Origin of the sequence: Thiovibrio frasassiensis, from assembly GCF_029607905.1 — a bacterium.
Classification (GTDB): Bacteria; Desulfobacterota; Desulfobulbia; order Desulfobulbales; family Desulfurivibrionaceae; genus Thiovibrio; species Thiovibrio frasassiensis.
Genome location: NZ_JAPHEH010000001.1, coordinates 2321956 through 2347758 on the forward strand (window position 1 = coordinate 2321956; position 25803 = coordinate 2347758).

Genomic DNA, 25803 nt, shown 5'->3' on the forward strand with positions numbered 1-25803 from the left:
GAGATGGAACAATGAGCGAAACAAATATGCGTCTGCTGGTGGTGGATGACGAACCCATCGTCGGCAAGCGGCTCAAACAGGTGTTCGGTAAGATCGGCTTCGAGATCGAGACCTATACCGATTCGGCCACCGCCCTTGCGGCAGTGGCGGAAAAACCCTTTGACATCGTGGTGACCGACCTTAAGATGGAGGGAATTGACGGGATCGAGGTGCTGAAACGGGTCCGGGCCATGAATCCCGAGACCCGGGTGATCATCATTACCGGCTACGCCTCGGCGGACACCGCGGAACTGGCACAGGAGCATGGCGTTTTTGCCTTTCTCGCCAAGCCTTTCCGATTGGATGAATTGAAACAGGTCATTTACCGGGCCATGGAAACCGACAGAGCGAAATAATGAGCCCCAGCTTCAACTTACCTCCGTCAACGCAGAGCCCGGTCATTCAGGCGGCCCCCCCTGCGAAACAGCGGCCTTGTCGGTTCCTTTTTCCCGGCATCCGTTCTCTCCGGGGAAAGCTCCTCTTTACGATCTGCATTGTCGCCGGCCTCGGCATCATCGCCACGGCCACCGCCACCTATGCCCTCTGGCGCATGGAGGACAAGATCCGGATCATCGAGTCCTTCTATGAGTTGAATCAGAAGGTGCTCGAGATCAGACGCTACGAGAAAAATTATTTTCTGTTCAACGATCGGAAGGATCTGTTGAGCGCCCTTGACTATGTGGATCAGGTCAGGGCCTCCATTGTCGCGGTGAAGGCGGTTCTCCTTGAGAATAAAAATGATCTGGAAACGTTGTATGACAAGGAACTTGGTCAATACGAAGCCATTTCCCGCCATATTTTAAGTGATCGGATTTCTCCGCAGAATAAACAAGCACTGGAAAACTCTTTGCGCAAGCACGGCCAGGACATCACCAAGGCTATTTTTGATATGGATGCCCGGGCGCGGGTTCGGGTGGAGCGAGAGGTTGCCGGCTACCAGAAATCCGCGGTACTCATTCTTGCCCTGGCGGTGGGGCTTGGCACCGTATTGGTTTTTTACATGATGCGTTGGATCATGCGCCCGCTTACCGCCATCCGCGAGGCTTCGGCCAGGATCATGCAGGGAGAGATGAACTCCATCCCGATGGATGATGAAGTCCTTTGCTCGGTGGAAGGGATCGAGCTGGTCAATTCCCTCAATCTTATGCTCCAGGCCCTGAATACGAAACAGAACCAGCTGGTGCAGTCGGAAAAGCTTGCGGCCATCGGCAAGGTAACCGCGGGCATCGCCCATGAGATCAACAACCCGCTGAACAATATCTCGCTCACCGCCGAGGTACTTTTAGAGGATCTGCCCAACCTGGCGTGCAGCGAACGGATGGATATGGTCCGCGATATCCTGGTGCAATCCGATCGGGCCCGGGAGGTGGTACACCATCTGCTTGAGTTTTCCCGCACCCGCAAGAGTAATGTCTTGGAGCCGGTTGATCTGGTGGCGCTGGTGGAAAGTTCTATTGCCTTGGTCAAAAACCAGTTTCGGTTGGGTGGCATTATTTACCATTACGACCATCCCGAGCAGCCGGTGCTGGTCAGCGGCAATTCCAACCACTTGCAACAGGTCCTGGTAAACCTGATGCTCAACGCGGTCCAGGCCATGCAACCCAACGGCCGTCTCGATCTGATCGTGGGGGCTGAGCAAAAAGTGGCCCTGATCGTAGTGCGTGACACCGGGGCGGGCATCGCCCCCGAGGCCTTGAGCCATATCTTTGATCCGTTTTTCACCACCAAGAACGAGGGAACCGGACTCGGTCTCTCCTTGAGCTACGCCATTGTCAAGGACCATGGCGGTGACATCGTGGTGGAGAGTGAACCCGGCAAGGGAACGACCTTCAGGCTCACCTTCCCCCAATTGTCCTCGGAAGCCTGAAATGAAGCTCCCCGCCAATCCCTTCTTGAGCACGACAAAAGGCGAAACCGCCTCATTTGCTTCCTCGTTTCGTCTTTTCCGGCGGTTGCTTTCCCTGAACAACACGGTGCTTGAAAAGATCGGCCGCATGGAGGGGGCCCTGGCCGGAGAATATGTCTTTGACCGGAAATTTTTAAGCGAGGCTGTGGCCGAGTTGAATGAACTGGTGCGGGAGGTGGTCTCCTGCCTGGGCAGTCTGACCAACAACCGCTATCTGGTGCTCTATGATTGTTATGAGGAGATTGCCGGGAAACTTTCCGGCCTGGCTTTGGAATATGCCGGACCCTATGACCGGAGCCTTACCTTGGCCTATCCGCTGCTGAACAGCGATTTCGAGGAGCTGGTTGGGGGGAAGAACGCGGTCTTAAGCGAGATCCGCAACCGACTGCACCTGCGGACCCCGGACGGTTTTGCCATCACTGCTGCTGCTTACCGTGGGTTCATGGAGGCAAACGGACTTTTTGCGGCCATTGATTCTATCTCTGCGGGCACGGCCTCCAGTCGCGATCGTTCGGCGGCTATCAGCCGTCTTATCGATCAGGCCCGTTTCCCGGAGGTGCTGGTTGCGGCGGTGAAAGACGGGTTGAAAGAATTGCTCAATCGGGCTGGCGGTCCGGCTCCCTTGGCGGTCCGCTCAAGCGGGTTGGGGGAGGATGCCGAAACCCGAAGCTTTGCCGGACAATTTCATTCGGTGCTTGCAGTGCGGCCCGAACTCTCTTCGGTGCTCGAAGCGTACCGTGCGGTGATCACCTCCCGCTTTTCGGTTGCGGCCCTGGAGTATCTTGGACCAGCGGCCACCAGCCGGGATCTTCCCATGGCTGCAGGGGTGCAGCCGATGATCCAGGGCAGGATTGCAGGAGTGACATACAGCCGCGTCCCGGAGTCGCCGGAGAAAAATCAACTGCTCATCACCGCCCTGCGCGGTTCGGCCCACGACCTGGTATCAGGACGGAGGCAGGCGGAACGTTTTGTCTTGAGCCGATTGTGGCCTTTTACCCCCTTGAGCAGCGAGCTTGTTGTGGAGGAGGATTTTCCCTCAACCAGGAAAGCGCTCGATATGCTGCCCAGCGGCCTACGCCGTGGCTCGGCAACCCTTACCCCCAAGGAGCTGGCCAAGCTTGCCGAACAGGCGCTTTTGTTGGAAAAAACCTTCGGCGAAGCGCAGGATATCGAGTGGGCCTTGGCGGATGAACCGGTGATTCTTCAGAGCCGCGCTCTCTCCTTGCCCGCCAAACCACCGCCTCGGCCCGGGGAGCTGGCCGCCGAGCTGGCTGCCGCCACCCCGCTCATGTCCGGCAAAGGGCAGGTCGCCCAGCTCGGTATCGCGGCAGGAAGGGTGGTGCATGTGGATCAGAACACCGATCCGGAGCAATTCCCGGTGGGGGCCATTGCCGTGGCCCGTTTCCCCAGCCCGCAACTGAGCCCCATTGTCTGGCGGGCCGCCGCCATGATTACCGAGATCGGCGGCCCCACCGGACATCTGGCCACCATTGCCCGGGAATACCGGACTCCGGCCCTGTTCGGAACCGGCGAGGCGATCAACCTCCTTGCCGAGGGCGCTGAGGTGACGGTGGATGTGGAAAACAAACAGGTCTATCAGGGGATCATCGAGGGGCTGGTCCGTCTGCATGCTGCAGAGCAGGATGACTACCGCGCCTCCCAGGAGCTGCGGATTCTGCGCCGGATCCTGCGCTGGGTGGCACCCATCACCCTGTCCGACCCAACCTCCCGTGATTTCAAGGCGGAAAACTGCCGCACCTTCCACGATATCCTCCGTTTTGCCCACGAAAAGGCCATTGACGCGCTGATCCATTTTCATGCCGACCGGAGCGGCTCCCAGGAGGAGTTGAGCCGGTCGGTGCGGCTGCCGATCCCGCTCAAGCTGCGGGTCATCGATCTGGGTTCGGGGCTGCGGCCGGAGGCACCGGCAACTGGCGCAATCAGTATGGAAATGCTGAACAGCAGGCCCCTGAACGCCATCCTCCATGGTTTTCTCAAGGATGACCAAGGTGGCAGGGAACCGGCGCCTCTCGGGTTGAGAGATATCCTGGCCGGGATCAGCAAACCGTTGGCCCTGCTTACCGGCCCTGCCTATCCCGGCGACAACCTGGGGATCATTGCCGAGCATTACTGCAACCTCTGCCTGCGCCTGGGCTACCACCTCAATGTGGTGGACGCCTACATGTCGCCCGACCCGGACAACAATTACATCTACTTCCGGTTTGCCGGCGGCATGGCCGAGAAGGCCAAGCGCGAGTGGCGGGCCCGCTTGATCAGCGCCATCCTCTCCGGCCTCTACTTTAAGGTGGAACGCAAGGGCGACCTGGTGATCGCCAAGGCCAGAAATCTCGATATTCCGAGGATGGAACGGGTGCTGGTTCGTCTCGGGGAGCTGATTTCTTTCACCCGGCAGCTTGATGTGCGGATGCGCGACGAAGCGGCCATCGAAGAGTTTTTTCAGCGTTTTCTCGTAAGCATCAAGCAGGAGCAGGATGGGGGGGAGGGGTAAGGTGCGTCGCTGGCTCAGGAAACAGCTCGATCGACAGCTCGGCAAACTGCGCCAGGCTCGGCAACAGCGGAAAACGGATTCGCAACAGCTTCTCAAGGCGCGCTATCATGTGTTCCGCGCCCTCTTGGCCAGCAACAACCGGGCCGTGGACTGCCTTACCGAAATCAGTATCCATCTCCGCCTGCAGGGGGATTCCTTGGGCCTTGCCCAATTGATCCACCGCCTGATCGAAGAAACCGCCGAAATGATCGCCCGGTTGGAAAACCTGGCCAGTGGCCGGTACCGGGGGCTGCAGGTCGCCCACCACGCCGTTGCCCAACGGTTGCAGGCAACCCTTGCCGGTCTCACCTCCAGCGGGAATGTCCCCTCTGTCCTCCCCCTTGCCCAGATCCATTCAGGTCTGAAGGACCAAACCGGCAACAAGGCTGCGGCTCTGGCCGAACTGCGCAAGAACGGTCTGCCGGTGCCGGATGGCTTTGTGATTACCCTGGCGGGGTGCCGTTTTTTCCTGGAACATGGTGGACTCTCGATGGAGCTGGTCCATCTTTTGGCCACGCAAGGGGCGGACAAAGAAAAAAATGTCTCCAGTGCCACCGCAGCGCAGGTAAAGGGGTTGATTACCGGGGCGGTGATCCCGCCGGTCTTGGCCGAGGAAATCACGGAGGCGGCCCGGGTATTTTTTGAAAACGGGAAACCCTTGGCGGTGCGCAGCAGCAGTATCAGCGAGGATGGCCGTCATCATTCCTTCGCCGGCCAGTTCAGTTCCGTGCTCAATGTCTGTGATGCAGCGCAGTTTCTTGAGGCATTCAAACAGGTGGTGGCCAGCAACTTCAATGCGCGCAGTCTGGCCTACCGCCTCAATGCCGGCCTGGACCCCCTCCGTTTCGACATGGCCGTTCTCTGTCTGGAGATGGTGGAGGCCCGCGCCGCCGGGGTTTTGTTGACCCGTTCCCCGCAAGAGCCGGAAAGCGGGCAGATGCTGATCAGCGCGGTGCCGGGCTTGGGAGAGGCTGCGGTCTCCGGCAGCGCCGCTACGGATCTTTATCTGGTGAATGCTGACGGCCAGGTGGATTGGACTCGCTCTACCATCGCCGACAAGGAGCGCTTGCTTGTCTGCGAAAAGGCAGGCGGCGTGGTCTGGCAAGAGCTGGCTGTGGAGGCGAGAAACCAGCCGGTCCTCGGTGAAGGGGAACTGCGGTCTTTGGCCGGCTGGGGCAGAGAACTGGAAAAGCGCGAAGGCATGCCCCTGGATCTGGAGTGGGCGGTGAATCCGGAGGGCGCTGTGGTCATCCTCCAGGTGCGTCCCATGACCACCATGGGTATCCAGACTGGCGACAACCGGGAGGAAAAATCCTCTCCGCTGCTGCAGGGGGTAATCTCCTCGGGCGGGCGGGCCAGCGGCCGGGTGCTCTTGGTGAAGAGCCGAAGGGATTTTGAGCATCTTCCCCAGGAACCGGTGGTCTTGGTCATGCACCAGAGCTTTGTCGAAGCGGCCAATCTCCTGGGACAGGTGGCGGCGGTGCTGGTGGAGTTGGGCAGTCCGGCAGACCATCTGGCCTGCGTGGCCCGGGAGCAGGAAACCCCCATGCTCTGCGGGATGCAAGAGGCGTCCGCCGTCTTGAGCGAGGGACAGTGGCTCACGGTGGACGGCAGTCACGGCAGGGTCTACAAGGCCACCGCCGATGAGATCGCTGCCACGGAAAAGCGCTGGCAAAATGGTCCGCCGCAGCCACACAGGATGCGGGTGCCCCTGCCCCCGTTGCACCGGGAGTTGCAGGAATTGGTGACGGTCCTGCATCTCACCGATGCTTACGGCCCCACTTTTTCCATTCTTGAATGCAAATCGCTCCACGATATCGTCCGCTTTGTTCATGAAAAGGCGGTGCTGGCCATGTTCCACGCCGGCGACGAGTTGCTGGAGGAAAATTTCGGCGCCGTACATGCCATCGATGCACCGGTGCCCTTCTTTGTCAGCGTTATCGACATGGGCGGAGGACTGGCCCTTACCGGTCCGCTCCGGAGACGCATCCCGCCGGAAGCGGTGGTCTCCCGGCCCTTTCAGGCCCTTTGGCAAGGGATCACCACCCCAGGCCTGCACTGGGGGCCGCCGCCAGGCGGAGCGCCCATGGGTTCGGTGATGTCCTCCTTCCTCACCGACCAGAAGTCGGAACGGCCCATCGGCATGCCGAATTATGCCATGGTCAGCCGCGATTACTGCAATATGAACGCCCGGATGGATTTTCATTTCATCATGATCGATGCGGTGGCATCGCTTGAGCCGCGGAGCAACCATATCAAATTCCGTTTCAAGGGCGGCGGCACTTCTCTTGAGCGGCGACGCCGTCGCGCCCTGTGCATTGGCGAGATCTTTGAACAGCATGGTTTCTTTGTTGATGTCAAGGAGGATCTGGTCAACGCCTCGTTGCAGGGGGCCTCCAGGGAGGCCATCGAGGAAAAGCTTGTCATGGTTGGGAGGATTCTCGGCTTCACCCGCTTGCTTGACGCGGCCATGGGTACCGACGCGATGATCCCGGCGGTGGCCCGCGCCTTTATGGAAGGAAATTATGCGCTTGTCGGCCTGACCGACAACGAAGAAACCGCGCAGGTGGCCGGATGAGCAAGGAGATGTTGGTAGGTTTAGAGAAAATGCAAGCCCTGAAAGCACTGGGCGATCGCTATGGCTGCCCATGGGTGGAGTATCAGGAATCGGTGACCGGTCCCCAGTTGCTTTTGTGGAAACTCGACATGGCACAGCTCCGGGCGGAGGGCTGGTTTCCGCGCATTGTCAGTGATGGTCGGGCCACGATAATTGCCGATGTGCCCAGCCCCGCCCTGGCCGACAAGGTCCGTAAGACGCTCGGCGTGCAGGAGGTCGAGTTTCAGGTCACCCTGCCCGGAGATCTCACTCGGATCTTCGAGCATAATCAGGATCTCAACCCCGGCTTTCCCGCTACAGCCGGACGGACCCCGCTGGCCAAGGTCCGTACCTATCTGGCAGGGCGGCGTTCCCTGTTTACCCATTACCGGACTCTGCTGGCCAAGAGCCGTACCGGCCTGGCTTTTATCCGCACCGGTCTTTCCTTTGTCACCATCGGGCTGCTCTTTCTCCGTTTGGCTGGCGGCGGGTATTACCTGTTTTTGGAGATACCCCTTCTGATAAGCGGCCTGATCATGGTCTATGACGGCCTCAAGTGGTATCTGCCGGCCCGGGCGATTTATGCCGCCCTGCCTCCCTGCGTCGATACCGGCGCCACCGGGGGAACCAGCGTGCTTGAGGCATATAACGAGTACATTGCCCCGGAGTTTCGCCGCAGCCAGGTAGTGGAAGGAGCCGAGGCGCAACGGCAAGGGTGGACCTCTCTCTCGCCGGTGATGCGGCGCCGTTATCTGGCCAGCGACCGGACCGATCTGGCCGAAGAGCGGACGCTGCTTGCCTGTTTTCGGACCAGGATGGCCAAGGTCCGTACCGGATTGGCCTTTACCCGCACCGGCTTTGCTTTTATCAGCCTTGGCCTAGGTCTCTTGCGCCAATTTCAGGCTAGCCGTTGGCTGGTCTTGGATCTCGGCTTCATCGGCATCGGCGCGGTTATGGGTCTGGAAGGCTTTTTCTGGTATCTGCGCGGCCGGCGGGCAGGGGTGGAAGGGCAGAGGTCGGTGCGGCAAAAAACCGGCATGCCCACCATCTGGGATTATTTTTTCCCCCACAGCCATGCCATGCCCGGCGTTGTCATAAACCCCATGACCCTGCCGGTAAAAAGCTCTCATGCTCCAGGGATCTGGGCGACCACCGGGGTTGCCTTGGAGCGGACCGTCTTGGCCGAGCGCCGCAATGTTATGGCCCGTTTGCGGACAGTCATGGCTCGGGCTCGGACCGGTTTTGCCTTTATCCGCACCGGACTCAGCCTCTTTTCCATCGGCGTTGCCTTTATGCTTTTCTTTAACGACAGCGGCGGCTCCGGTTGGGAGGTTTTCAACTATCTGATGATCGCAAGCGGCCTCCTTTTGGTGACAGACGGCTTTGTCTGGAGTATTCCGGCCGAGCGGACCCGCCGCCAGTTTCCCTATTGTTACGGTGACATGGAGCTTCCCCTTCCCGATTACGGCATCCCAGCCCGATTCTGGAAAACCGTGGTGTTCAGCAATGATGCCGCTTGATCCCCAGACATTGATGCAGCCCTTCTCCGGGCTTGCCTTCTCCGGACCGGGGATGCTTACGGAAGCGGCGCAAGCGGCGGTATTGCGCGGAGTGCCGTTGGCCCGTATTCTTCATGCCGAATACGGGGTGACGCGGGAGGCGCTTCTTTCTGCCCTGCGAGAGCATTACCGCTGTGGTTCCATCGAATATGACGAGCGTCTTCCCATCCCTCCTGAATTGCTCAACACTCTGACGGCCAGCCAACTTGGCATCAGCGACTGGTTTCCGGTGATTAAGGATGCTGACGGAACCATCGTTATTGCCGCTTGCAACCCAACGGATCCTGCCATGCGCTCGGAGGTCGAGCGGGTTTTTGGGCCGGCCCCCTACGAATTCCGGGTGGCTCTGCCGGATGACATCTCCTGGTATCTCCAGGATTTTCTCCATGCCAAGCCGGGTCTGCTCATCGGCACCGAACGCACCGGCCTGGCCTTCTGGCGCAATACCATGGCCCAATGGCGGACCCGGCTGGCCTGCTACCGAACCGATCTGGCCCGTGCTCGCACCGCCCTGGCTTTTGTCCGAGCGGGACTCGCCCTGGCCGCCATCTCCCGGACCCTCTCGAGCAGCCCAAGATATGCCGAGCATCCCATGTTTGCCTCTGTTGCCTTGACCATTGGCCTGCTGCTTCTTGTCGCCTCCCTGCCCACCTATCTCCGGGTGCGGCGTTCCCGGTTGACCCCGCCCAGGGATCAGACCTTGGTCGAGGTGACCGGTGCCACCTTGAGTTTCCTGGAAAATTACCAGAGCCTTGCGCAGGGCGGGCAGGGAAAGCGAAGCAAGGAAACCATGCTGGCGCGGCTCGGCGATCTGCTCGGCAACTACTGCACCATATTGTACCCTTCGCCTCCCAGTCGGGAACGCACGCACCTGGCGCGGGAACGCAATGTCCTTGCCGCCCAGCGCACCATTGCCGGCTGTTACCGGACCATCTATGCCCGGGCCCGTACCGGTCTGGCCTTCATCCGCACCGGTGTCGCTTTTATGAGTATCGGGATCGGTTTGATCGGCTATTTCGGCCTGGGGTTCAAGACGCTTTTTGACGCAATCCTGATCCTGATCGGCTTGCTGATGATCATCGATGGCGGGCTCTGGTATCTGCCGGTACGCAAAGAACAGGCAGAGCTGCCGAGAACCCGGAGTGCCGCACTGGCGGGGTGAAGAGCAATGAAAATAGAACATAAGATATATCTTTCCAACGCGGTCCATATCCTGCTCATCGTCCTGATCGGGATCTTCGCCCTGCAGAATCTCAATCAGATCCTGACCAAGTTCCGTTTTACCGTGATCGCCGAGGGGCTCAATGCCAATTTCTTGGAGATGCGGCTGGCGGAAAAGAATTATTTCCTCTATGGCGATGATACGGCCCTGGACAATATCAGAGCCAGGATCGAGCAGACCAGCGACACCCTGCTCCAGGTCCGGGGGGATATTACCCGCGCCGTGGGAGCGGAGAAGTACTCGGAACTCCAGGGGAATCTCCATGTGTATACCCAGTTGGTTGACTCCATCAGCAAGGCCCGCCATCGGGATGCCGCGGCCCAGAAAAAGCTGCGCGAAGCTGGGCAGAAACTGAAAACCTTTTCCGAAAACATAACCACCCTGGAAAGCGATCGGATCGAGGCGATCATTGTCCGTTCCAAGAACATTCTCCTCTACTCTTTTTGGGCGGTGGTCCTCTTCGCCTTTCTCTTCAGCAATCTCATTGTTCGCAATATCGGTCAGTCGTTGCGCAAGGTTGTCGATCTGACCCGGGCGATTTCCAGGGGCAACTACCCGAAGATTGAGGAAAAACCCTCCAACGACGAGATGGGCGCGGTGATCAGCGCCATCAGCACCATGGCCGATGAACTCCACAATCGGGAAAAGGAGCTGGTCCAGTCCAAACGCCTCGCCTCCATCGGCATCCTGGTAGCCGGGGTGGCCCATGAGCTCAACAACCCCCTGAACAATATCTCCATGCTCGCCCAGACCTATGCCGAGGTATACGACGGGCTGGGCAAGGAGGACCGGATCGGCTTTATGGAGCGGGTCGATGAGGAGGTTGAGCGTTTGCGGGTGATCATCCGCAATCTCCTTGATTATGCCAAACCCAAGGAACAGCATCTGGCCAAGGCGACCACCAATCAGGTGATTCAGAAGATCCTTGCCCTGGTTCAGAATATGCTCGATATCTCCAATATCAGGATCAAGCTGAGCCTGGCCGAGGATCTCCCGGATATCTACATCGATGAACACCAGATCCAGCAGGTGCTGGTCAACATGGCCACCAATGCCATCCAGGCAATGGGCAAGGGGGGCGAGTTGCGCATCGCCTCCCGTTATCTGCCGGAGAATGAGGAGATCGAGATCGAGATCGGCGACAACGGGAAGGGCATTGCCCCGGAGTTTCTCGATCATATCTTTGATCCTTTTTTTACCACCAAGGAAGAAAGCGGCACCGGCTTGGGCCTGTGGGTGAGCTACGGGATTATCAAAAACCACCAGGGGAACATCCGGGTGGCAAGTCAGGTCGGCGTCGGGACAACATTTATTATAACCTTGCCCAGTTGCAAAAAGTTAAAGAGGTGTACGGATGGCGAAGCATAGCATTATGGTTATTGATGATGAGAAGATCGTCGGCGATATGGCAAAACTCTCCTTCGAACAGGACGGTTACGAGGTGGAGACCTTCCTCAACGGCGAGTCTGCCCTGGAACGGTTGCAGGAGAAACGGTTCGACGTGGTGGTCACCGATCTGAAGATGAAGGGGGTGGATGGCCTTGAGGTGTTGCGTACCGTCAAGAAGCTCTATCCCGGCATCAAGGTGATCATGATCACCGCCTTCGCCAACCTGGATGTGGCCATTGAGGCCCTGCGGGACGATGTGCACGACTTCTTCCCCAAGCCGGTCAAGATCAAAGAGCTGAAGGCCTCCGTGCAAAGAGCTTTGGGGGAGGCATGAGCCCGGTCGGGTAATGCCCCTGCGGAATCGCTGACCATGCAAAAAAATTTTTTCCGCAGGGTTCGAGAGCTGTTCGGCCGCAACCATGGTGCGGCCTCCGATCTGGCCACGCGGTTCCGCGCCTTCCAAGCGGTGCTTGACGGCAACAACCGCACCCTGGAAGCCATGACCGAGATGGGGGAAAAGCTCGGCGGCGACTATCTTTTTGATGTCAATTACACCCGAAGCGCCTACGCTGAATTGTTTGCCGCGGTCTCCGATTCCCTGCGCAATTTTAATCTCCTCACCGACCAGCAATATCCCCAACTTGGGGAAATTCTGACCCGGATCGACAGGTTGGTGCAGCGGATGCTGACCGGCAGCGACTCCTTGTTTCAGGGGCAGGTGGTATTTTATCCGGAGATCACCTGGGATCTGGCCGAAGAGGTGGGCGGCAAGAACTATCACCTGGCCGAACTGGCGAACATCCTGCAGCTCAGGGTGCCCGAGGCTTTTGCCATCACCACCGCGGCCTTCCGCGATTTTATCCGCCATAACGGCTTGACCGAAAGGCTCGCAGGGCTTAGTTCGGCGGATAAAACCACTCTGGAGAAACTGCGAACGGAAATCCTCGCCGGCACCTTTCCCGAGGATTTCTGCACCTCGCTTACGGCTGCTGTAGACAAGATGCGAAACCGACTCGGCAAAAAAGGGAAATTGGCGGTCCGCAGCAGCGCAGATGAGGAGGACGGCGATTTTTCCTTTGCCGGTCAGTTTGAGACGGTCCTCAATGTGGATTGTACCGTTGCGGCGGTGCAGGGGGCCTATAAAAAGGTCCTGGCTAGTCTTTTCCAAGCCAACGCCATCAGCTACCAGCGTCAATTGGGCTATGATCTGGGGAAATTGAAGATGGCGGTTGGCTGTGTGGCCATGATCGAAGCGAGGGCTAGCGGAGTCATCTATACGGCGGCGGCAGGCAAGGACCGGAGCAGTATGGCGATCAGCGCTGCCTGGGGCCTGGGCCCGGGGGTGGTAGATGGTCTGACCGATGCCGATCTGTATACCGTGGCCAAGGAGGAAGATCCCCGCCTGGTGGAGCAACGTATCGGGGCCAAGGCGCAGATGGTGGTGAACTCCGGGGCGAGCGGCGTTAAGACGCAAGAAACCCCGGCTGCGTTGCGGGGGCAAGCGTGTCTCCGTGAAGTGGAGGTAATGGACTTGGCCAGGCATGCCCTGGCCATTGAACGGTACTACAAGATCCCCCAGGATATCGAATGGGCCATGGACAACACCGGGCGCTGCTACTTTCTCCAGGCCCGGAGCCTCCGGATGGACGAGCCAGCAGACGATGTTCCGGACAAAGGAATGGCGGCAGTGGCGGGGAGCTATCCGGTACTGCTCAAGAATAAAGGGATTGTGGTGCAACGGGGCATCAGTGCGGGCAAGGTTTATATCCTCCGCCATCTCGATGAACTGGAGCATATCCCCAAGGGCAGCATCCTGGTCGCCAGACATGATTCTCCACATTTTGTCCAGGCCATTCCCATCCTCAATGCCATCATCACCGACATCGGTGTGCCCACCAGCCATATGGCTTCGATTTGTCGGGAGTTCAATATCCCCACCGTGGTCAATACCGGCTCCGCCAGCCAAATCCTCCCGCATGGTCAGGCCATCACTCTGCAGGCCGGCGAGGAAGGGGACATGGTTGTCTATGAGGGGTTTGTCCAGAGCCTGCTCCGGGAGGAGCGGCAGAAAGGGGCTAAGCTGCGGGAACTCTATGAGGTCCGGCGGCAAAAGTACATCATGCGCTATATCGCGCCGCTCAATCTGGTGAATCCCCTTGAGCAGGAGTACACCCCGGAAAAATGCAAAACCGTGCATGATCTTGTCCGTTTCATGCATGAGAAATCGGTGCAGGCCCTGGTTGCCAATGCGAGCCGGACAAAGGGGATAGGCGGTTTTTTCAGCAGACAGAGCGCTGTGCACCGGCTTGTTTTGCCCATTCCAGTGCAGATCCAGGTGATTGATCTGGGAGGCGGCTTGTCCGGAAAGGTGGTGGGCAAGGAGATAGGGTTTGCAGAGGTAGGGTCGGTGCCTTTGCGGGCTGTGCTTGCCGGGATGCTTTTCCCTGGGGTCTGGCAGAATGAGGCAGCACCCCTGCGCGGCGCCGATCTGCTTTCCGGCATGACCAGAGCAGAGGATCTTACCCGTGAGGGGGCGGCTGTTTTGGAAAACGTGGCCCTGGCGAGTGCGGTATATGTGAACATGAGCCTGCGTTTTGGCTATCACTTTAACATGCTCGATTGTTACTGCAGCGACACCCCGCGCAACAATCATATCTATTTCCGTTTCGTGGGTGGGGCCGCGGCCATCACCAACCGCTCCCGGAGGATTGCCCTTATGGCCGAGGTCCTGGCTGAGCACGGCTTTGCCCTGAAAGCCAAGGGGGATCTTCTCGTCGGCCGCCTTTCCGGCCGGAGCAGGGAGGAGCTTGAGGGGATTCTCGAACAGATCGGCCGACTGATCGGCTATACCCGACAACTCGATGCCCGCCTCGATTCCGACGAGATGGTGCACATCTTGGCCCAACGATTTTTACAGGGAGATTACCGAGTCGCTCCGTGAGTTGGCGAACGGTCAGGCTGCGTGATGGAAGTGCAGTCCCGGCAACTCAACGGCGGTGAGCAGGTTGCCGTAGACCGCCCCGGTGTCAATACCAATGCGGAATGGGGTGAGCAGCGGGGTGGCAAAGGGGGTATGACCGAAGATGACCCTTTTGCCGTAATCCCGTTCCTGGGAAAGAAAGGGTTCCCGCACCTCGCAGAGGTCGGAGATGTCCTGTTCGGCCAGGGGCTGGTCGTGGCGCAAGCCGGCATGCACGAAGATGTACTCCTCCGTCTGCCAATGGGGCAGCAGCGAGGCAAGAAAGTCCCGGTGTTCTTTCGGCATGAAAGCGAGGGAGGCAAGGGCGCTGAGACTGGCTCCCCCGTAACTTTCCAAGGTGTTTTCCAAACCGAGCCGCCGCAGGTAGGGGAGCAGGGCCTGATCACCGCTCCGGTGGTATTCCAGCAGTAAATATTCGTGGTTCCCCATGAGCGGGATCACCCGCACCCCGTCACCCCGCAATGCGCAGAGCTGCTCAAGCACTCCCTTGCTGTCGGGGCCGCGATCCAGGTAATCGCCGAGAAAGACCAGGGTGTCGTGGGCACGGTCGAAAGGGAGTCGGTTCATTAGCAGTGCAAGCTTGGCTGCGCAGCCGTGGATGTCGCCGATGGCGAAAATCTTACCGCTCATGTGTTCTTCCCTTGTCGGAATGATCTTCAGGCACAGCTCTTGTGCCAGAAAGAAGCCACCAGGCCATAGATGAAGTTCAGCAGCAGCACGAGAAGCGGGGTCAGGAGACCGGCTTTGAGTCCCAGAATCCCCAAGCCCATTTCCGGAAAGACCATGACAAACATCATGGTGGTGGGTACCAGGCTCATGAGAATGCCACGCAGGGCGGTTCTTTGTCGGTAAAAAGGCAGGATCAGCAGAAGAGCCCAGATTCCGCCCCAGACCAGACGGGGATAGAGCCAGGAACCGGTGAATTGAGGGTGGATCTTAATGCCCAGCCAGGCCGTTATCCCGACCTGGCCCAGGATCCAGATATTGACGCTGTCGATGAATGCCCCGAGGGCTCCGCCGGTGAAGGCACCGCTGATTTTACGTATCATGCAAAGATCTCCTTTGGGCTTTGGTCCTTTAGAAGCGACTGCCTCTCAGGGTTTTTTTGTCGTAGCCCCAACCGCGGTTGGTGGGCAGGTCAATGAGAATGAAATCCGATTTTTTTTCCGCCTGCAGGACAAGATTGTTTTCCATGTCTATTCTGGCCTGGTATTTCGGCAGCAAGCGGGTCCGGTTGACCACCAGATCGCCGGAGGTGAGATAGATGAAAATGCGCCGGTCTTCCGTGGTCTTATAACTGATGGCCCGGCCAGGATCCAATTCACCACGGTAGATCGTGGCGTCGCCATGAAAACGCACCACATTTTTGTGCCGTTGTCCCGAGGCAATGGGCAACAGTTGGTTTTGCCATTCTTCTTTTTTGAAACTGCGCTGGTCATAGGATGGGCGCAAGCCGTGTTTCTCCGGATAGAGCCAGATCTGATAAAAATGGACCGGCGACTTGCCGCCATTGTATTCCGAGTGGCTAATGCCGCTGCCCGCGGACATGCGTTGAACATCGCCCGCCTTGATGACGGTGGTGTTATTCATGCTGTCCTTGTGGGTCATCTCGCCTTCAAGGACAAGGGTGATGATCTCCATTTCCTCGTGGGAATGGGTGGGAAATCCGGTGCCGGTAACAACCACGTCATCGTTGAACACCCGGAGAGGCCCAAACTGAATATTGTCCGGGGCGTAATAGTCGGCAAAGGAAAAGAGCCAGTAGGTTTTAAGCCAGCCGAAATCACTGAAATGACGGGAATCCCCGGCAATGGTTGCAATCATCGTTTGCCCATAATTGTCAGGTGTAGGTGTTTCATCCTTTTTTGCACCAGGCAAGAAATATGGGGTATGTACGGTGTTTGCCTCCGGTTCCCTGGGGCTTTTCAATGGCGTGGATTTCTTGCACTGTGATATCCTGGCCGCCGTTTTTTGTCAGGATGGCGCGGATTGTCTCCGGATTGATTCCGTGATGGGCAACGCCGGTGTTATCTTCATGAAAAGAGCCATCTTCCGTGACCAGATCGGCAACGGCGAGAAATCCTCCAGGGTTGAGACTTGTAAAAAGTCGCTCAAGAACGGTTTCGATATCGGGTATATGGTGCAGGGTCATGCTGCTCATGACCAGGTCAAACCCGTTGTCCGGCAAGGGGGTTGCGCTCAGGTCATGGGAAAGGGTTTTAATGTTGCTGATCTTTTCTTCTCCGGCTTTCTGGCGAAGGACTTCGAGCATCTGCGGCGAGGTGTCAACGGCAAGGATGTTCTTCACCTGCGGACTCAAGGATCTGGAGAGCATCCCGGTGCCGCAGCCGTATTCGAGGATCCGCATGGTCTCGGTCAGCGGGATAGCGCGGCGTATCGCCTCGGCAACCTTGCGGGCAAGAAGTACGCGTTGCGGTTTCTCTTCCCATTGTGCGGCGGCGTCATCGAATCGCTTAATATTGTCGGTGTGCGGATTTTTAGGATCTGGGGGCATTGCGGTGATTCCCTGTATGTGTATGAGAAATGGAGAATGAACGGCTTTCCGGTGTCTGATTTTGTTAGCAAAGTAATCATTGTTTGAAATCTCGGCCAGCTTTTTTCTGGTAATGGAAAAACTGGGGTGGTGTCGGGATTGGAAAAAACGTACAATGGCAGCATAGCGACAATGCCGTAATTATGGGGGGAAATCGCTTGGGTAAAGAAATAGCATGAAAGAGATCGATCATTCCTGTTTGCTGGCCATTCATCCTTTGTCACAACAGGGGAGTCAGGCGCTTCAGAACCTGTGGCCTGCATTTATACAAACCTTGCGCAAACTTCTTGTTCAGGTTGGGGTAGAGTCGGCGGAGAGCACACCAGATCTCCTGCTCATTTATTATGATGAGCCCTTTACCGCCCTGAGCACCTTGATCGAAAGCCTGGAGTCCCTTAAAAAACAGCATTGGCACGCGGACAAGGGTGCGGTTTCCATTCAGGTTATTCTCCATCTGCATCGAAAAAAAGATCCGCCCATTGATTTTGCCGAGACCTCGGCCCCGGTATGGGGTTTGCTGCAACCGGAAACTCCATATATAACCCGGGCCTTGAAGCTTCAGTGGGAGCAGATTTTTGCCGGCAAAAAAATGCCTGCCCATCAATTTGTTGATGCCGGTGACGGGTTGTTTCAACTCGTTTTTTCCGGGGATCTCAGTACGCTGAGACGGGAGCGGCTTTTTACCGGTAAGGTTCTCGCGGCCAAGGGGACGTGTTCCGAGTGTTTTTACTGCGGGTTGTCCAACCATGTTCCGGCGCATTGCCCCAGCAAACATCTGACCATGGAGACCCGCAGTCTTAATCGGGTGGGTTACCTGCCGCTTCCCAAAATTGACTCCCTGTTTAAACAGGTCATGGCCGAACAGAAAAAAATGGCCGAGCTGCTGACCACCAACATAGATACTGCCCAGATCCGGAGCGATCTGCTCTTGCAGGTTTATGTCGCGTATTTCGACTTGTATCTCATCTACCAGCCTCGTTTTCTGGCGAACTCCACTTTTTCTCTGCTCTCTTCCTGGGACGGAGGGGGAAAAACCGACAAAATGCGGATTGATAGGGTCAAGATCGACAGCCGTAATCTCCAGGCCGGTTTTGATTGTCTGCGGCTGGGCCAATACAAGCAGGCCATTGATTTTATGAAGGTGGAAAATCAGGCCTTGGGGGGGAAGCAGTTCTATGCCACCATTGGCTTGGCTTTTGTCGCCCTGGAACGCGGGGGCTTGGGGGATATGGCCCAATTCCTGCAAATAGCGCATAGTACGGCCAGCAGTGAAAAAGAGAAGATCTATATCAATCTTTTGTATGCCAGATTTCATAGGTTGGCGGGCCACCCCTGGAAAGCGGAACAGCTGATGAGTTCGGTCGCCAATCTCTATGTCGATTGCTCGGAGCTCCAATACAGTCTTATCCAGATCCGGGTTCATGAAGGACAGGGGCAACAGCAGATGCAGCTTCTCCGCAAGCTGGTCACGGGAGATCGCCGATATTTTATGATCTCCCTCATGGACCCGGCTCTGCTGCCCGCCAACAGCATGGTGGAAAACGTGCTTTCCGGATTGCTTGAGCAGAAAACCAAGGAGGCCGCTGAATATCTGGCCGAGGCGCAAGAGGCTTTGGCTGTGCTGCAGACCTGGTTCGGAGAGGAACAAGATGAGGAATTGCAGACCAATCTCACGGCCTTGGCCAACCTGGAAGAACAATTCCGGCGCAGTGCGGTCTATGATGTTCTTGATATCGCGGAGCGGGCCAAACCATTAAGCATGCTTTGCCCCCGGTTGCGTGAGGCAAGACTTGAGGCGCTGAATGATCAGGTGGATGCGGCGGCTTTAGTCTGGGCGGATTACAACGCATTCTGGAAGGAATATCCCTACCAATCCTTTTTTCGGGATTTCAAAGAGCTGCTGTATGCCGGCAAGAGAAAATTTGTCGAGGCCAGAAGCATTGCCGGAGAAAATCTGGCAAAGGGCAGGGAACGGTTGCAGACAGGTCAGGCCAAGGTCGAACTCTTGACGGGCCAGGTTGAACGTATGCTCAAGTTAAAAATTGCTCTCGATACACTGATGATCTTTTTTAAAAAACTGATTGTGGCGGAACTGGTATTCAGCGTGCTTGCTTTCCTTACCCTGCCTCTGATCACTATTGTGCTCTCCGGGATAATCGATCCGGATATTGTTCGGTTGGCGAAAAATCCTCAGACCCAGAAGGGTTGTATGGTGTTGCTGACCCTCTTTCTGGCGCCGTTTTCCGCTTTGGCCCTGACCATTCGTTCGATGTCGGAACGGTAACTGCCTGTTTTTCCGCTAGGCGGCCAAGCCGGGAGTGCTCACAAAAAAATGCATCCACGGAGGCAAGAATTTCTTTCTGCCGGGCGGGGCAGGGGCTCCAGAAAACATGCGGGGATGATCTGTCTTGTTTTTCTGCTGCTTCTCTTAAGCGCCTGTTCCAGACAGGAGCTTCTTGTTCGGCACGGAGGGGGACCAATGGCAACAACTACCACGATCCAGGATGTTATCGATCAACAAGCGGCTTTGGGCAAAAAGCCCAACCGGCTCATCACGGAAAAAAGCCCCTACCTTCTCCAGCATGCCTTCAACCCGGTTGCCTGGTTTCCCTGGGGAGAGGAGGCCTTTGCCCTGGCCCGCACAGAAAACAAGCCGATTTTTCTTTCCATTGGCTATTCCACCTGTCACTGGTGCCACGTCATGGCCCATGAATCCTTTGAAGACCCGGATGTGGCCCGGCTGCTCAACGAATATTTTGTCTGCATTAAGGTGGATCGCGAGGAGCGGCCTGATCTTGATCAGATCTACATGGCGGCCGTCCAGGCTTTGACCGGTCATGGCGGCTGGCCGATGTCGGTGTTTCTTACCCCTGATCTGCACCCTTTTTACGGCGGGACCTATTTCCCCCCCCGAGGCGCGGCAAGGCATGCCCGGTTTTGTTCAGGTGGTTGAGGCGGTCAACGATGCCTGGCGCATCCGGCCTGAGAAGATTCTTGAGTCCGCGGCCAATATCACCGACCATCTCCGGCACAAGGCCGCCGATTCCGGATCGGCAAGGATCGAGGCGGGGGTTTTCACCAAGGGGTTCCAGCAGATTGCCTCGGAGTACGATGCCGAGTTTGGCGGGTTTGGCCGGGCGCCCAAGTTCCCCCGACCCGTGCTGTTTAACTTTTTGTTGCGTCATGCCGCCCGTACCGGCGAGTCCCAGGCCCTGGACATGACTCTGGTAACCCTGCGCAAGATGGCGGCGGGCGGAATGTACGACCATCTGGGCGGCGGCTTTCATCGTTATTCGGTGGATGCTCAATGGCGGGTGCCCCATTTTGAAAAGATGCTCTACGATCAGGCCCAGCTCGCGGTCAGTTATCTCGAGGCCTTCCAGGTGGGACAGGATCCTTTTTATGCCAATGTCGCCCAGGATATTCTTGATTATGTCCTGAGGGACATGACCAGCCCGGAAGGGGGTTTTTATTCGGCGGAGGATGCCGACAGCATCCAGGCGGGCAACCCAAAGATCCACGGTGAAGGGTTGTTTTATCTCTGGACACAAGACGAGATCGTTTCCATCCTCGGCAAGGAGCATGGGGAGATTTTTGCTTACCATTACGGAGTTCTTGAGGCAGGCAATGCGCTGAACGACCCTCAGGAGGAGTTCAACGGAAAAAATATTCTCTATGTCGCGCACCCTCTAGCCGAAACCGCTGCCCGTTTCCGCATGCCGGAGGAGGAATTATCCCGGCTGCTTGAACGCGCCCGGAATAAACTCCAGGCAGTACGCGAGCAAAGACCAAGGCCCCATCGGGACGACAAGGTTATCACCTCCTGGAACGGCCACATGATCAGTGCCCTTGCCCGTGCTTCCCAGGTGTTGGGCGAAAAGCGTTACCTGGCTGCAGCCGAACGGGCGGCGACCTTTATCCGGGACAGACTGTATCAGTCCGAGTCAGGCACGCTTTTCCGCCGCTATCGTGACGGGGAGGCTGCCCTGGCCGGACAGCTCGATGATTATGCCTTCTTGGTCAACGGGTTGCTCGACCTCTATGAGGCTTCCTTCGACATTGTCTGGCTGCAACGTGCCATTGCCTTGACGGAAAAGCAGATTGCGTTGTTTGCCGATGGGGAGCAGGGCGGCTTTTTTGAAACCTCCGGGGCGGATCATTCCGTCCTGGTCCGCCTCAAGGGTGATTATGACGGGGCCGAGCCCACGGGCAACTCGGTCAGTGCCCTCAATCTTCTTCGCCTTGCCTGGATAACCGGCAATGAAGCGTGGCTGAAGCGAGCCGGGGCGACCATCGAGGCCTTTGGCGAGCGGCTGAACGATTATCCTCCCATCCTGCCGCAGATGCTTGTGGCTTATGGCTTTCAAGGGAGTATGCATCGTCAGCTCGTGGTTGCCGGCAAGCTGGGACGACCCGATACCGAGATCATGCTGTCCATGATCCGCAAACGGTTTTTACCCGAAAAGATTGTTCTCTTGGCCGATGGCGGGGCAGGCCAGGAATTTCTCGGCCGCTATCAGCCGTTTTTGGCCGAATTGTCTGCGCAGGAGAACAGAACCGCAGTCTATCTCTGTGAGAACTTCAGTTGCCAGCTGCCCACTTCAGATCTGGCGGAATTGGCTAACCGACTTGAGGCGATGGGAAATGCGCCCCGATAGGTTCAGAGCGGTTTCTGCAGGGAGTAAAATCAGGCCAACACCCAGTCCAAAATGCTCTGGTCCTGCAACCCGGCGAAAATCCTGCCGTTTTTCTTGACTTTTTTTTAGGCGCACACCTAATAATGGTGTAGGATGTTATACAGATGGCTGGTATCAAAGCCATTTCTCTTGGTGTTGGATATATGCGCCGTTTTTTTTCGGATGTTTGAACGAGACTTACAGGGGACTTATGAAGGCTGAATATCTGAATCCTTTTGTGCACGCCACCAAAAATGTCTTGGAGACCATGGCCCAGACCAAATTGACCGGAAAAAAGCCGCATCTCAAGGAAGGCGTGAGCACTTACGGCGATGTGACCGGCATCATCGGCATGGCTTCCGATTCCGTCGAAGGCAGTATGACCATCAGCTTTCCGTCGGCCTGTATTCTAACGATTGTCTCCAGGATGCTCATGGAAGAGGCGAAAACCACAATCGATAATGACATTGTCGATGCGGTTGGTGAAATCACCAACATGATCTGCGGCGGCGCCAAGGCGGAATTCGGTAAATTGGGCCTGAGTTTCAACCTTGCCACCCCGACCATGGTTACCGGCAAGGGGGTGGAAATCCACCATCACTCCGACGTGCCGATCATCGTGCTTCCCTTTGAGACGGATTGCGGGACCTTTGTCCTGGAAGCAAATTTGGCCAGTAAATAAGAAGGTGCTAAGCTAACTGGGGGCAGGAATACATGGTCTCCGCTAGCTTTTTCCGACTATATCCTCAATGGCTGCTTGTGCTTCCGGAAAATTGAAGCGGAAGCCGTTTTTAAGCAGCACTCCCGGGAGCATCCTGCATCCCTCAAGCACCACCCCACTCAGTTCCCCTAAAACAAGACGAACGGAAAAGCCAGGAACTGCCAGAAACGTTGGCCGATGCAGAATCCTGCCCAGAATGCCGGTGAATTCGCTGTTGCGTACCGGGGTCGGGGCGCTCAGGTTCACCGGCCCTTGAATCGCGCTGTTTTGCATGCAAAAAAGGATGGCTCTGGTGAGATCATCCAGGTGAATCCAGGGAAACCACTGGCGGCCGTGCCCCAGTTTTCCCGCTACCCCCAGACGAAAACCAGGCAGCATTTTGGCCAGGGCGCCGCCGTTTTTGCCCAAGACTATGCCGATGCGCATGCATATCACCCTGGCTTTTTCTTTCGCCTTGTTTGCCTCTTGCTCCCAGGCCGTGCAGACTGTGGCGAGAAAGTCGCGGCCAGGCAAACCATCTTCAAGTTTCTCCTCATCTCCGCAAAAGCCATAGAACCCAGAAGCGCTTGTATTGATAAAGGTTATGGGGTGGGGCGAATGCGCGGGAATTGCAGCGACAATATTGCGCGTTGAGACAATTCTGCTTGCCAGGATCTGTTGTTTTTTCTTGCTGGTCCAGCGAGTGAAGATGTCTGTGCCGGTTAGGTTGATAATCACATCATGGGCCGGCGCCTCTTCTTGCCAGGGTCCGGAAATAAGCGGGGAACCAGGGACCAGGCGAATCCGGGACGAGAGAGCCCCGAGTTTGTCGGGGCTTCTTGCCAGAGCGGTTACGGAATGCCCTTCCTGGAGAAGTTTCCGGATGATCGCCTGTCCGAGAAAGCCCGTGCCGCCTGCGATGAAGACCTTCATGGTTCCTCCCTGTTTGGCTTAGCGTTGCACAAAGGCAACAACGCTCTGGATCAATACCATTTTTTCTTTTCGACTGAGTCTCTTGATCTGGGCTTCTCTCTGGGTCGCGTGCGTTCTCGAGGAGGCAGTTTCAGAGTATACCAGCTGTACGGGCCGCCGCCCCCTGGTGTATTTTGCCCCTTTGTCCGCAGAGTTGTGTTCTGCCAATCTCCGGGAGAGGTTTTTGGCGATGCCGCAATAGAGGGTCTCGTCTTTGCAGCGGACCAGATAGACAAACCAGGCACTCTGGCAGGCAGGAGGAGGGACCCGTGTCATCCGCCCGCCTTTTTTGCCTGGTAGCCAAGGCGGAGGAGTTCTGCCAGCACTACCTCCCGCTGGTCGCCCTGGACCTCAATAATCCGGTTTTTGACGGTGCCGCCGCTGCCGCAGCGCTGTTTGAGCTGTTTGGCCAGGGCGGCCAGTTCGAGTTCGGCGAGGGGCAGCCCGGTAATGAGGGTTACGCCGCTGCCCTTGCGGCCCTTGGTTTCCCGCGAGACCCGGATGACACCGTCGCCCTTGGCTGAGCCTTTCTTCTGGCCACAGCAACATTGAGCCACGGGCTTTGCGCAATTCGGACAGGTTCTCCCATGTTCCGTCGAGTAGACCAGGCCGGAACCGCTGGTTGTGTTTTTATGTATGGCCATCATTCCACCAACTTGAGCATCCCGTCAATGGTGGTGAGCCCGCCAAGCCAGAAAGCCGGATCATCCAAATTGACGCCAAAGGGCTTTAGCAACTCCGCCGGGGTATTACTGCCGCCGGCGCGCAGCAGGTCGAGGTATTTCGGGACAAATCCGGCCCCGTCTTCCTGGTAGAGGTTGTACAGGGCCAAGACCAAGAGCTCGCCAAAGGCGTAGGAATAGACATAGCCCGGGGTATTGAGGAAATGGGGGATGTACGACCACCAGATTCCATAGTCTTCCCGCAGAGTGACGGAATCCGCGAACATGGTCCGCTGGGTATTCAGCCAGTTGCTGGCCAACTGCTCCTGGGAGAGTTCGCCGCTTTCGCGTCTGGCATTGTGCACCGCATGTTCGAAGCGGTTCATGGAGACCTGGCGGAATACCGTGGCGAAGATGGACTCCAGTTTTTGGCAGATGAAGGCTCTGCGTTCTTCCGGGTTGGTTAAGAGCTTGACCTGGGAGTTGAACAGGAGCAGCTCGGCAAACACCGAGGCGGTCTCGGCCAAAACCAGGGTGGTGGAGGAGTTGTAGTAGCCGTTTTTGGCCGCGAGATATTGATGCACCCCATGCCCCAGTTCGTGGGCCACGGTGGAGATATCGCGCAGGCTGCCGGTGTAGTTGACCATCACGTAGGGATGCACCTCCGGCACACAAGGGTGGGCAAAGGCCCCGCCCCGTTTGCCTTCGAGGATCGGGGCATGAATCCATTGCCTGTCAAAGAACATCCCGGCGATTTCCCCCATCTCCGGGGCAAAGTCGTGAAACGCCGTGAGCACCATTTCTTTGCTGGTGTTCCAATCCACCAAGGCTGTGGGCAGATGGGGCAGGGGAGCGTAACGGTCATAGTCGCACAGCTCGTCGAGCCCGATAATCTCCTTTTTGAGCCGGTAGTAGCGCTGGACAATATCGTACCGGGAAGTGACCGCACCCACCAGCACCTCCACCGTGTGGTCCTCCAGCTCGTTGTACAGGTTCATGGAGCTGACCCATGATTGGTACTTGCGGAGCCGGTCGTCGATCATCTTTTCCGCCAGCAGGGTGTTGAAGATATGGGTCAGCACATGGAGCTGGCTGTTCAGTCCGGCGGTGAGCTCATCCGCGGCCTGGGCCCGCACCGTCCGCTCCGGGCTGTAGAGATCGGTCAGCACCTCCTCTTCGCTGCGCTGCTTTTCCCCGAACTTGAGATGCCCCATGACCTTTTCAAAAAGATTGGTCCAGCTGGAGCGGCCCACCGGCGCCTTTTCGATGAGCAGGGTTTCCTCGGCCATGGAGAGCAGATGTTTCGCATAGCGGCGCATGCTTTCCAGGTAGTGGCGGTACTTGGCCAACTCCTTTCCGGCCAGCAGGGTGGTGGCTAAGGAATTCTCCAGCTTGCTCCATTCCAGCTCAAAGAACACGGTCTCTCGGCCGATCCGGCTGCCAGCCTCCTTGATCTTTTGTAAAAAGGCTCCGGCCGCAGCGTTGCCGATCTGGGTGGTGAAGTTGAGAAAAGCATAGGTGGCAAGCTTGCCCATCACGGTTTCGAGCTGTTCCAGGCGCATGACCAGATCGAGAAGTTCACTCGCTCCAAGGCTTGCGACCTTGCCTCCACATTGCTTGTTGATGGATTGGGCTTCTTTTTCACACCAGGCGATGTCCGCCTCGATTTTTGGGTCCTCAATGGACTGGTACAAATCGCCCAGCTGCCAGAAAATTTCAGAAGTGCCGAGCTGTTCGTTCAAGGTGTCACTCATTATTTACTCTCCGTTATGCATTCTCCAGCATGTCCAGCCGGAATTATTTTTATTCCTCCGGCCCTTCCGTTTTAATTTTAAAAACGGTGACCTGATATCCTCATTTGCAACCTACTTCATACCCCGACACCCCTTCTCTTTTCAAGAGATTATCCTTCAGAGCCAGAGTGGGACGGGCTTTCCGTAAAATATCATTGCGGCAGAGCTGAAAGAACGATATACAAATGGGAATCAATTTTCCCCTTT

Annotated in this window: 21 protein-coding genes; 13 read left to right on the forward strand and 8 right to left on the reverse strand. The window is 57.0% G+C overall.

What is annotated here, in order from left to right; all coding sequences use genetic code 11:
* Positions 1-11: 11 nt before the first annotated feature.
* Genes OLX77_RS10915 through OLX77_RS10955 form a run of 9 tightly spaced genes read left to right on the forward strand, consistent with a single transcriptional unit; the run spans position 12 to position 14200 of the window.
* Positions 12-395, forward strand: a complete 384-nt coding sequence (locus OLX77_RS10915; protein WP_307633630.1) for a response regulator — start codon at positions 12-14, stop codon at positions 393-395.
* On the forward strand, positions 395-1906 hold the full coding sequence (locus OLX77_RS10920; protein WP_307633631.1) for an ATP-binding protein: 1512 nt from the start codon (positions 395-397) through the stop codon (positions 1904-1906). Before OLX77_RS10915 ends, OLX77_RS10920 begins: the two co-directional genes overlap by 1 nt.
* Before the next feature lies 1 nt (position 1907).
* Positions 1908-4454 carry a PEP/pyruvate-binding domain-containing protein gene (locus OLX77_RS10925; protein WP_307633632.1) on the forward strand — a complete coding sequence of 849 codons (2547 nt, stop codon included), beginning with the start codon at positions 1908-1910 and terminating at the stop codon, positions 4452-4454.
* Between the two features lies 1 nt (position 4455).
* A complete protein-coding gene (locus OLX77_RS10930; RefSeq protein ID WP_307633633.1) occupies positions 4456-7071 on the forward strand; it encodes a PEP/pyruvate-binding domain-containing protein in 2616 nt (871 codons plus the stop codon).
* The gene (locus tag OLX77_RS10935) at positions 7068-8609 is read left to right on the forward strand and encodes a DUF202 domain-containing protein (RefSeq protein ID WP_307633634.1); all 1542 of its coding nucleotides are present in this window, start codon (positions 7068-7070) and stop codon (positions 8607-8609) included. The genes OLX77_RS10930 and OLX77_RS10935 overlap by 4 nt, the downstream gene beginning before the upstream one ends.
* Positions 8596-9810, forward strand: coding sequence for a GspE/PulE/PilB domain-containing protein (locus OLX77_RS10940; protein WP_307633635.1), 1215 nt, complete (start codon positions 8596-8598; stop codon positions 9808-9810). The genes OLX77_RS10935 and OLX77_RS10940 overlap by 14 nt, the downstream gene beginning before the upstream one ends.
* Positions 9811-9816: 6 nt before the next feature.
* Positions 9817-11238 carry a sensor histidine kinase gene (locus OLX77_RS10945; RefSeq protein WP_307633636.1) on the forward strand — a complete coding sequence of 474 codons (1422 nt, stop codon included), beginning with the start codon at positions 9817-9819 and terminating at the stop codon, positions 11236-11238.
* Entirely contained in the window at positions 11225-11593 is a 369-nt protein-coding gene (locus tag OLX77_RS10950) for a response regulator (RefSeq protein WP_307633637.1), read from the forward strand. Before OLX77_RS10945 ends, OLX77_RS10950 begins: the two co-directional genes overlap by 14 nt.
* Before the next feature lie 36 nt (positions 11594-11629).
* Positions 11630-14200, forward strand: a complete 2571-nt coding sequence (locus tag OLX77_RS10955; RefSeq protein ID WP_307633638.1) for a PEP/pyruvate-binding domain-containing protein — start codon at positions 11630-11632, stop codon at positions 14198-14200.
* A 12-nt stretch (positions 14201-14212) separates the two neighbouring features.
* Here the strand turns inward: OLX77_RS10955 and OLX77_RS10960 are convergent, their stop codons facing one another.
* From OLX77_RS10960 to OLX77_RS10975, 4 genes are read right to left on the reverse strand one after another with little or no spacing between them, the layout of a single operon-like run.
* Positions 14213-14869 carry a metallophosphoesterase gene (locus OLX77_RS10960; RefSeq protein ID WP_307633639.1) on the reverse strand — a complete coding sequence of 219 codons (657 nt, stop codon included), beginning with the start codon at positions 14867-14869 and terminating at the stop codon, positions 14213-14215.
* A gap of 26 nt (positions 14870-14895) precedes the next feature.
* Positions 14896-15288: a hypothetical protein gene (locus tag OLX77_RS10965; RefSeq protein WP_307633640.1), complete on the reverse strand. Its 393-nt coding sequence runs from the start codon at positions 15286-15288 to the stop codon at positions 14896-14898.
* Between the two features lie 28 nt (positions 15289-15316).
* Positions 15317-16063 (reverse strand): pirin family protein, encoded by a 747-nt coding sequence (locus OLX77_RS10970; RefSeq protein WP_307633641.1) that lies wholly within the window; start codon positions 16061-16063, stop codon positions 15317-15319.
* 31 nt (positions 16064-16094) lie between these two features.
* On the reverse strand, positions 16095-16754 hold the full coding sequence (locus tag OLX77_RS10975) for a class I SAM-dependent methyltransferase (protein WP_307633642.1): 660 nt from the start codon (positions 16752-16754) through the stop codon (positions 16095-16097).
* Between the two features lie 214 nt (positions 16755-16968).
* Here OLX77_RS10975 and OLX77_RS10980 point away from each other — a divergent pair, with 214 nt between their 5' ends.
* The 4 genes from OLX77_RS10980 to OLX77_RS10995 all read left to right on the forward strand — a co-directional run bounded on the left by OLX77_RS10980 (position 16969) and on the right by OLX77_RS10995 (position 22151).
* Entirely contained in the window at positions 16969-19077 is a 2109-nt protein-coding gene (locus OLX77_RS10980) for a hypothetical protein (RefSeq protein ID WP_307633643.1), read from the forward strand.
* A 195-nt stretch (positions 19078-19272) separates the two neighbouring features.
* Positions 19273-19746 (forward strand): thioredoxin domain-containing protein, encoded by a 474-nt coding sequence (locus OLX77_RS10985; RefSeq protein WP_307633644.1) that lies wholly within the window; start codon positions 19273-19275, stop codon positions 19744-19746.
* Complete coding sequence (locus tag OLX77_RS10990) at positions 19721-21451, forward strand: thioredoxin domain-containing protein (protein WP_307633645.1); 1731 nt, start codon at positions 19721-19723, stop codon at positions 21449-21451. Before OLX77_RS10985 ends, OLX77_RS10990 begins: the two co-directional genes overlap by 26 nt.
* 229 nt (positions 21452-21680) lie before the next feature.
* Positions 21681-22151, forward strand: a complete 471-nt coding sequence (locus OLX77_RS10995; protein ID WP_307633646.1) for a chemotaxis protein CheX — start codon at positions 21681-21683, stop codon at positions 22149-22151.
* A 42-nt stretch (positions 22152-22193) separates the two neighbouring features.
* Here OLX77_RS10995 and OLX77_RS11000 read toward each other — a convergent pair whose 3' ends face one another.
* From OLX77_RS11000 to OLX77_RS11015, 4 genes are read right to left on the reverse strand one after another with little or no spacing between them, the layout of a single operon-like run.
* Positions 22194-23102, reverse strand: coding sequence for a TIGR01777 family oxidoreductase (locus OLX77_RS11000; RefSeq protein ID WP_307633647.1), 909 nt, complete (start codon positions 23100-23102; stop codon positions 22194-22196).
* Positions 23103-23120: 18 nt separating this feature from the next.
* Positions 23121-23417: a GIY-YIG nuclease family protein gene (locus OLX77_RS11005; RefSeq protein WP_307633648.1), complete on the reverse strand. Its 297-nt coding sequence runs from the start codon at positions 23415-23417 to the stop codon at positions 23121-23123.
* On the reverse strand, positions 23414-23785 hold the full coding sequence (locus OLX77_RS11010) for a translation initiation factor Sui1 (protein ID WP_307633649.1): 372 nt from the start codon (positions 23783-23785) through the stop codon (positions 23414-23416). The genes OLX77_RS11005 and OLX77_RS11010 overlap by 4 nt, the downstream gene beginning before the upstream one ends.
* Positions 23785-25557 carry a M3 family oligoendopeptidase gene (locus tag OLX77_RS11015; RefSeq protein WP_307633650.1) on the reverse strand — a complete coding sequence of 591 codons (1773 nt, stop codon included), beginning with the start codon at positions 25555-25557 and terminating at the stop codon, positions 23785-23787. The genes OLX77_RS11010 and OLX77_RS11015 overlap by 1 nt, the downstream gene beginning before the upstream one ends.
* Positions 25558-25803: the final 246 nt, after the last annotated feature.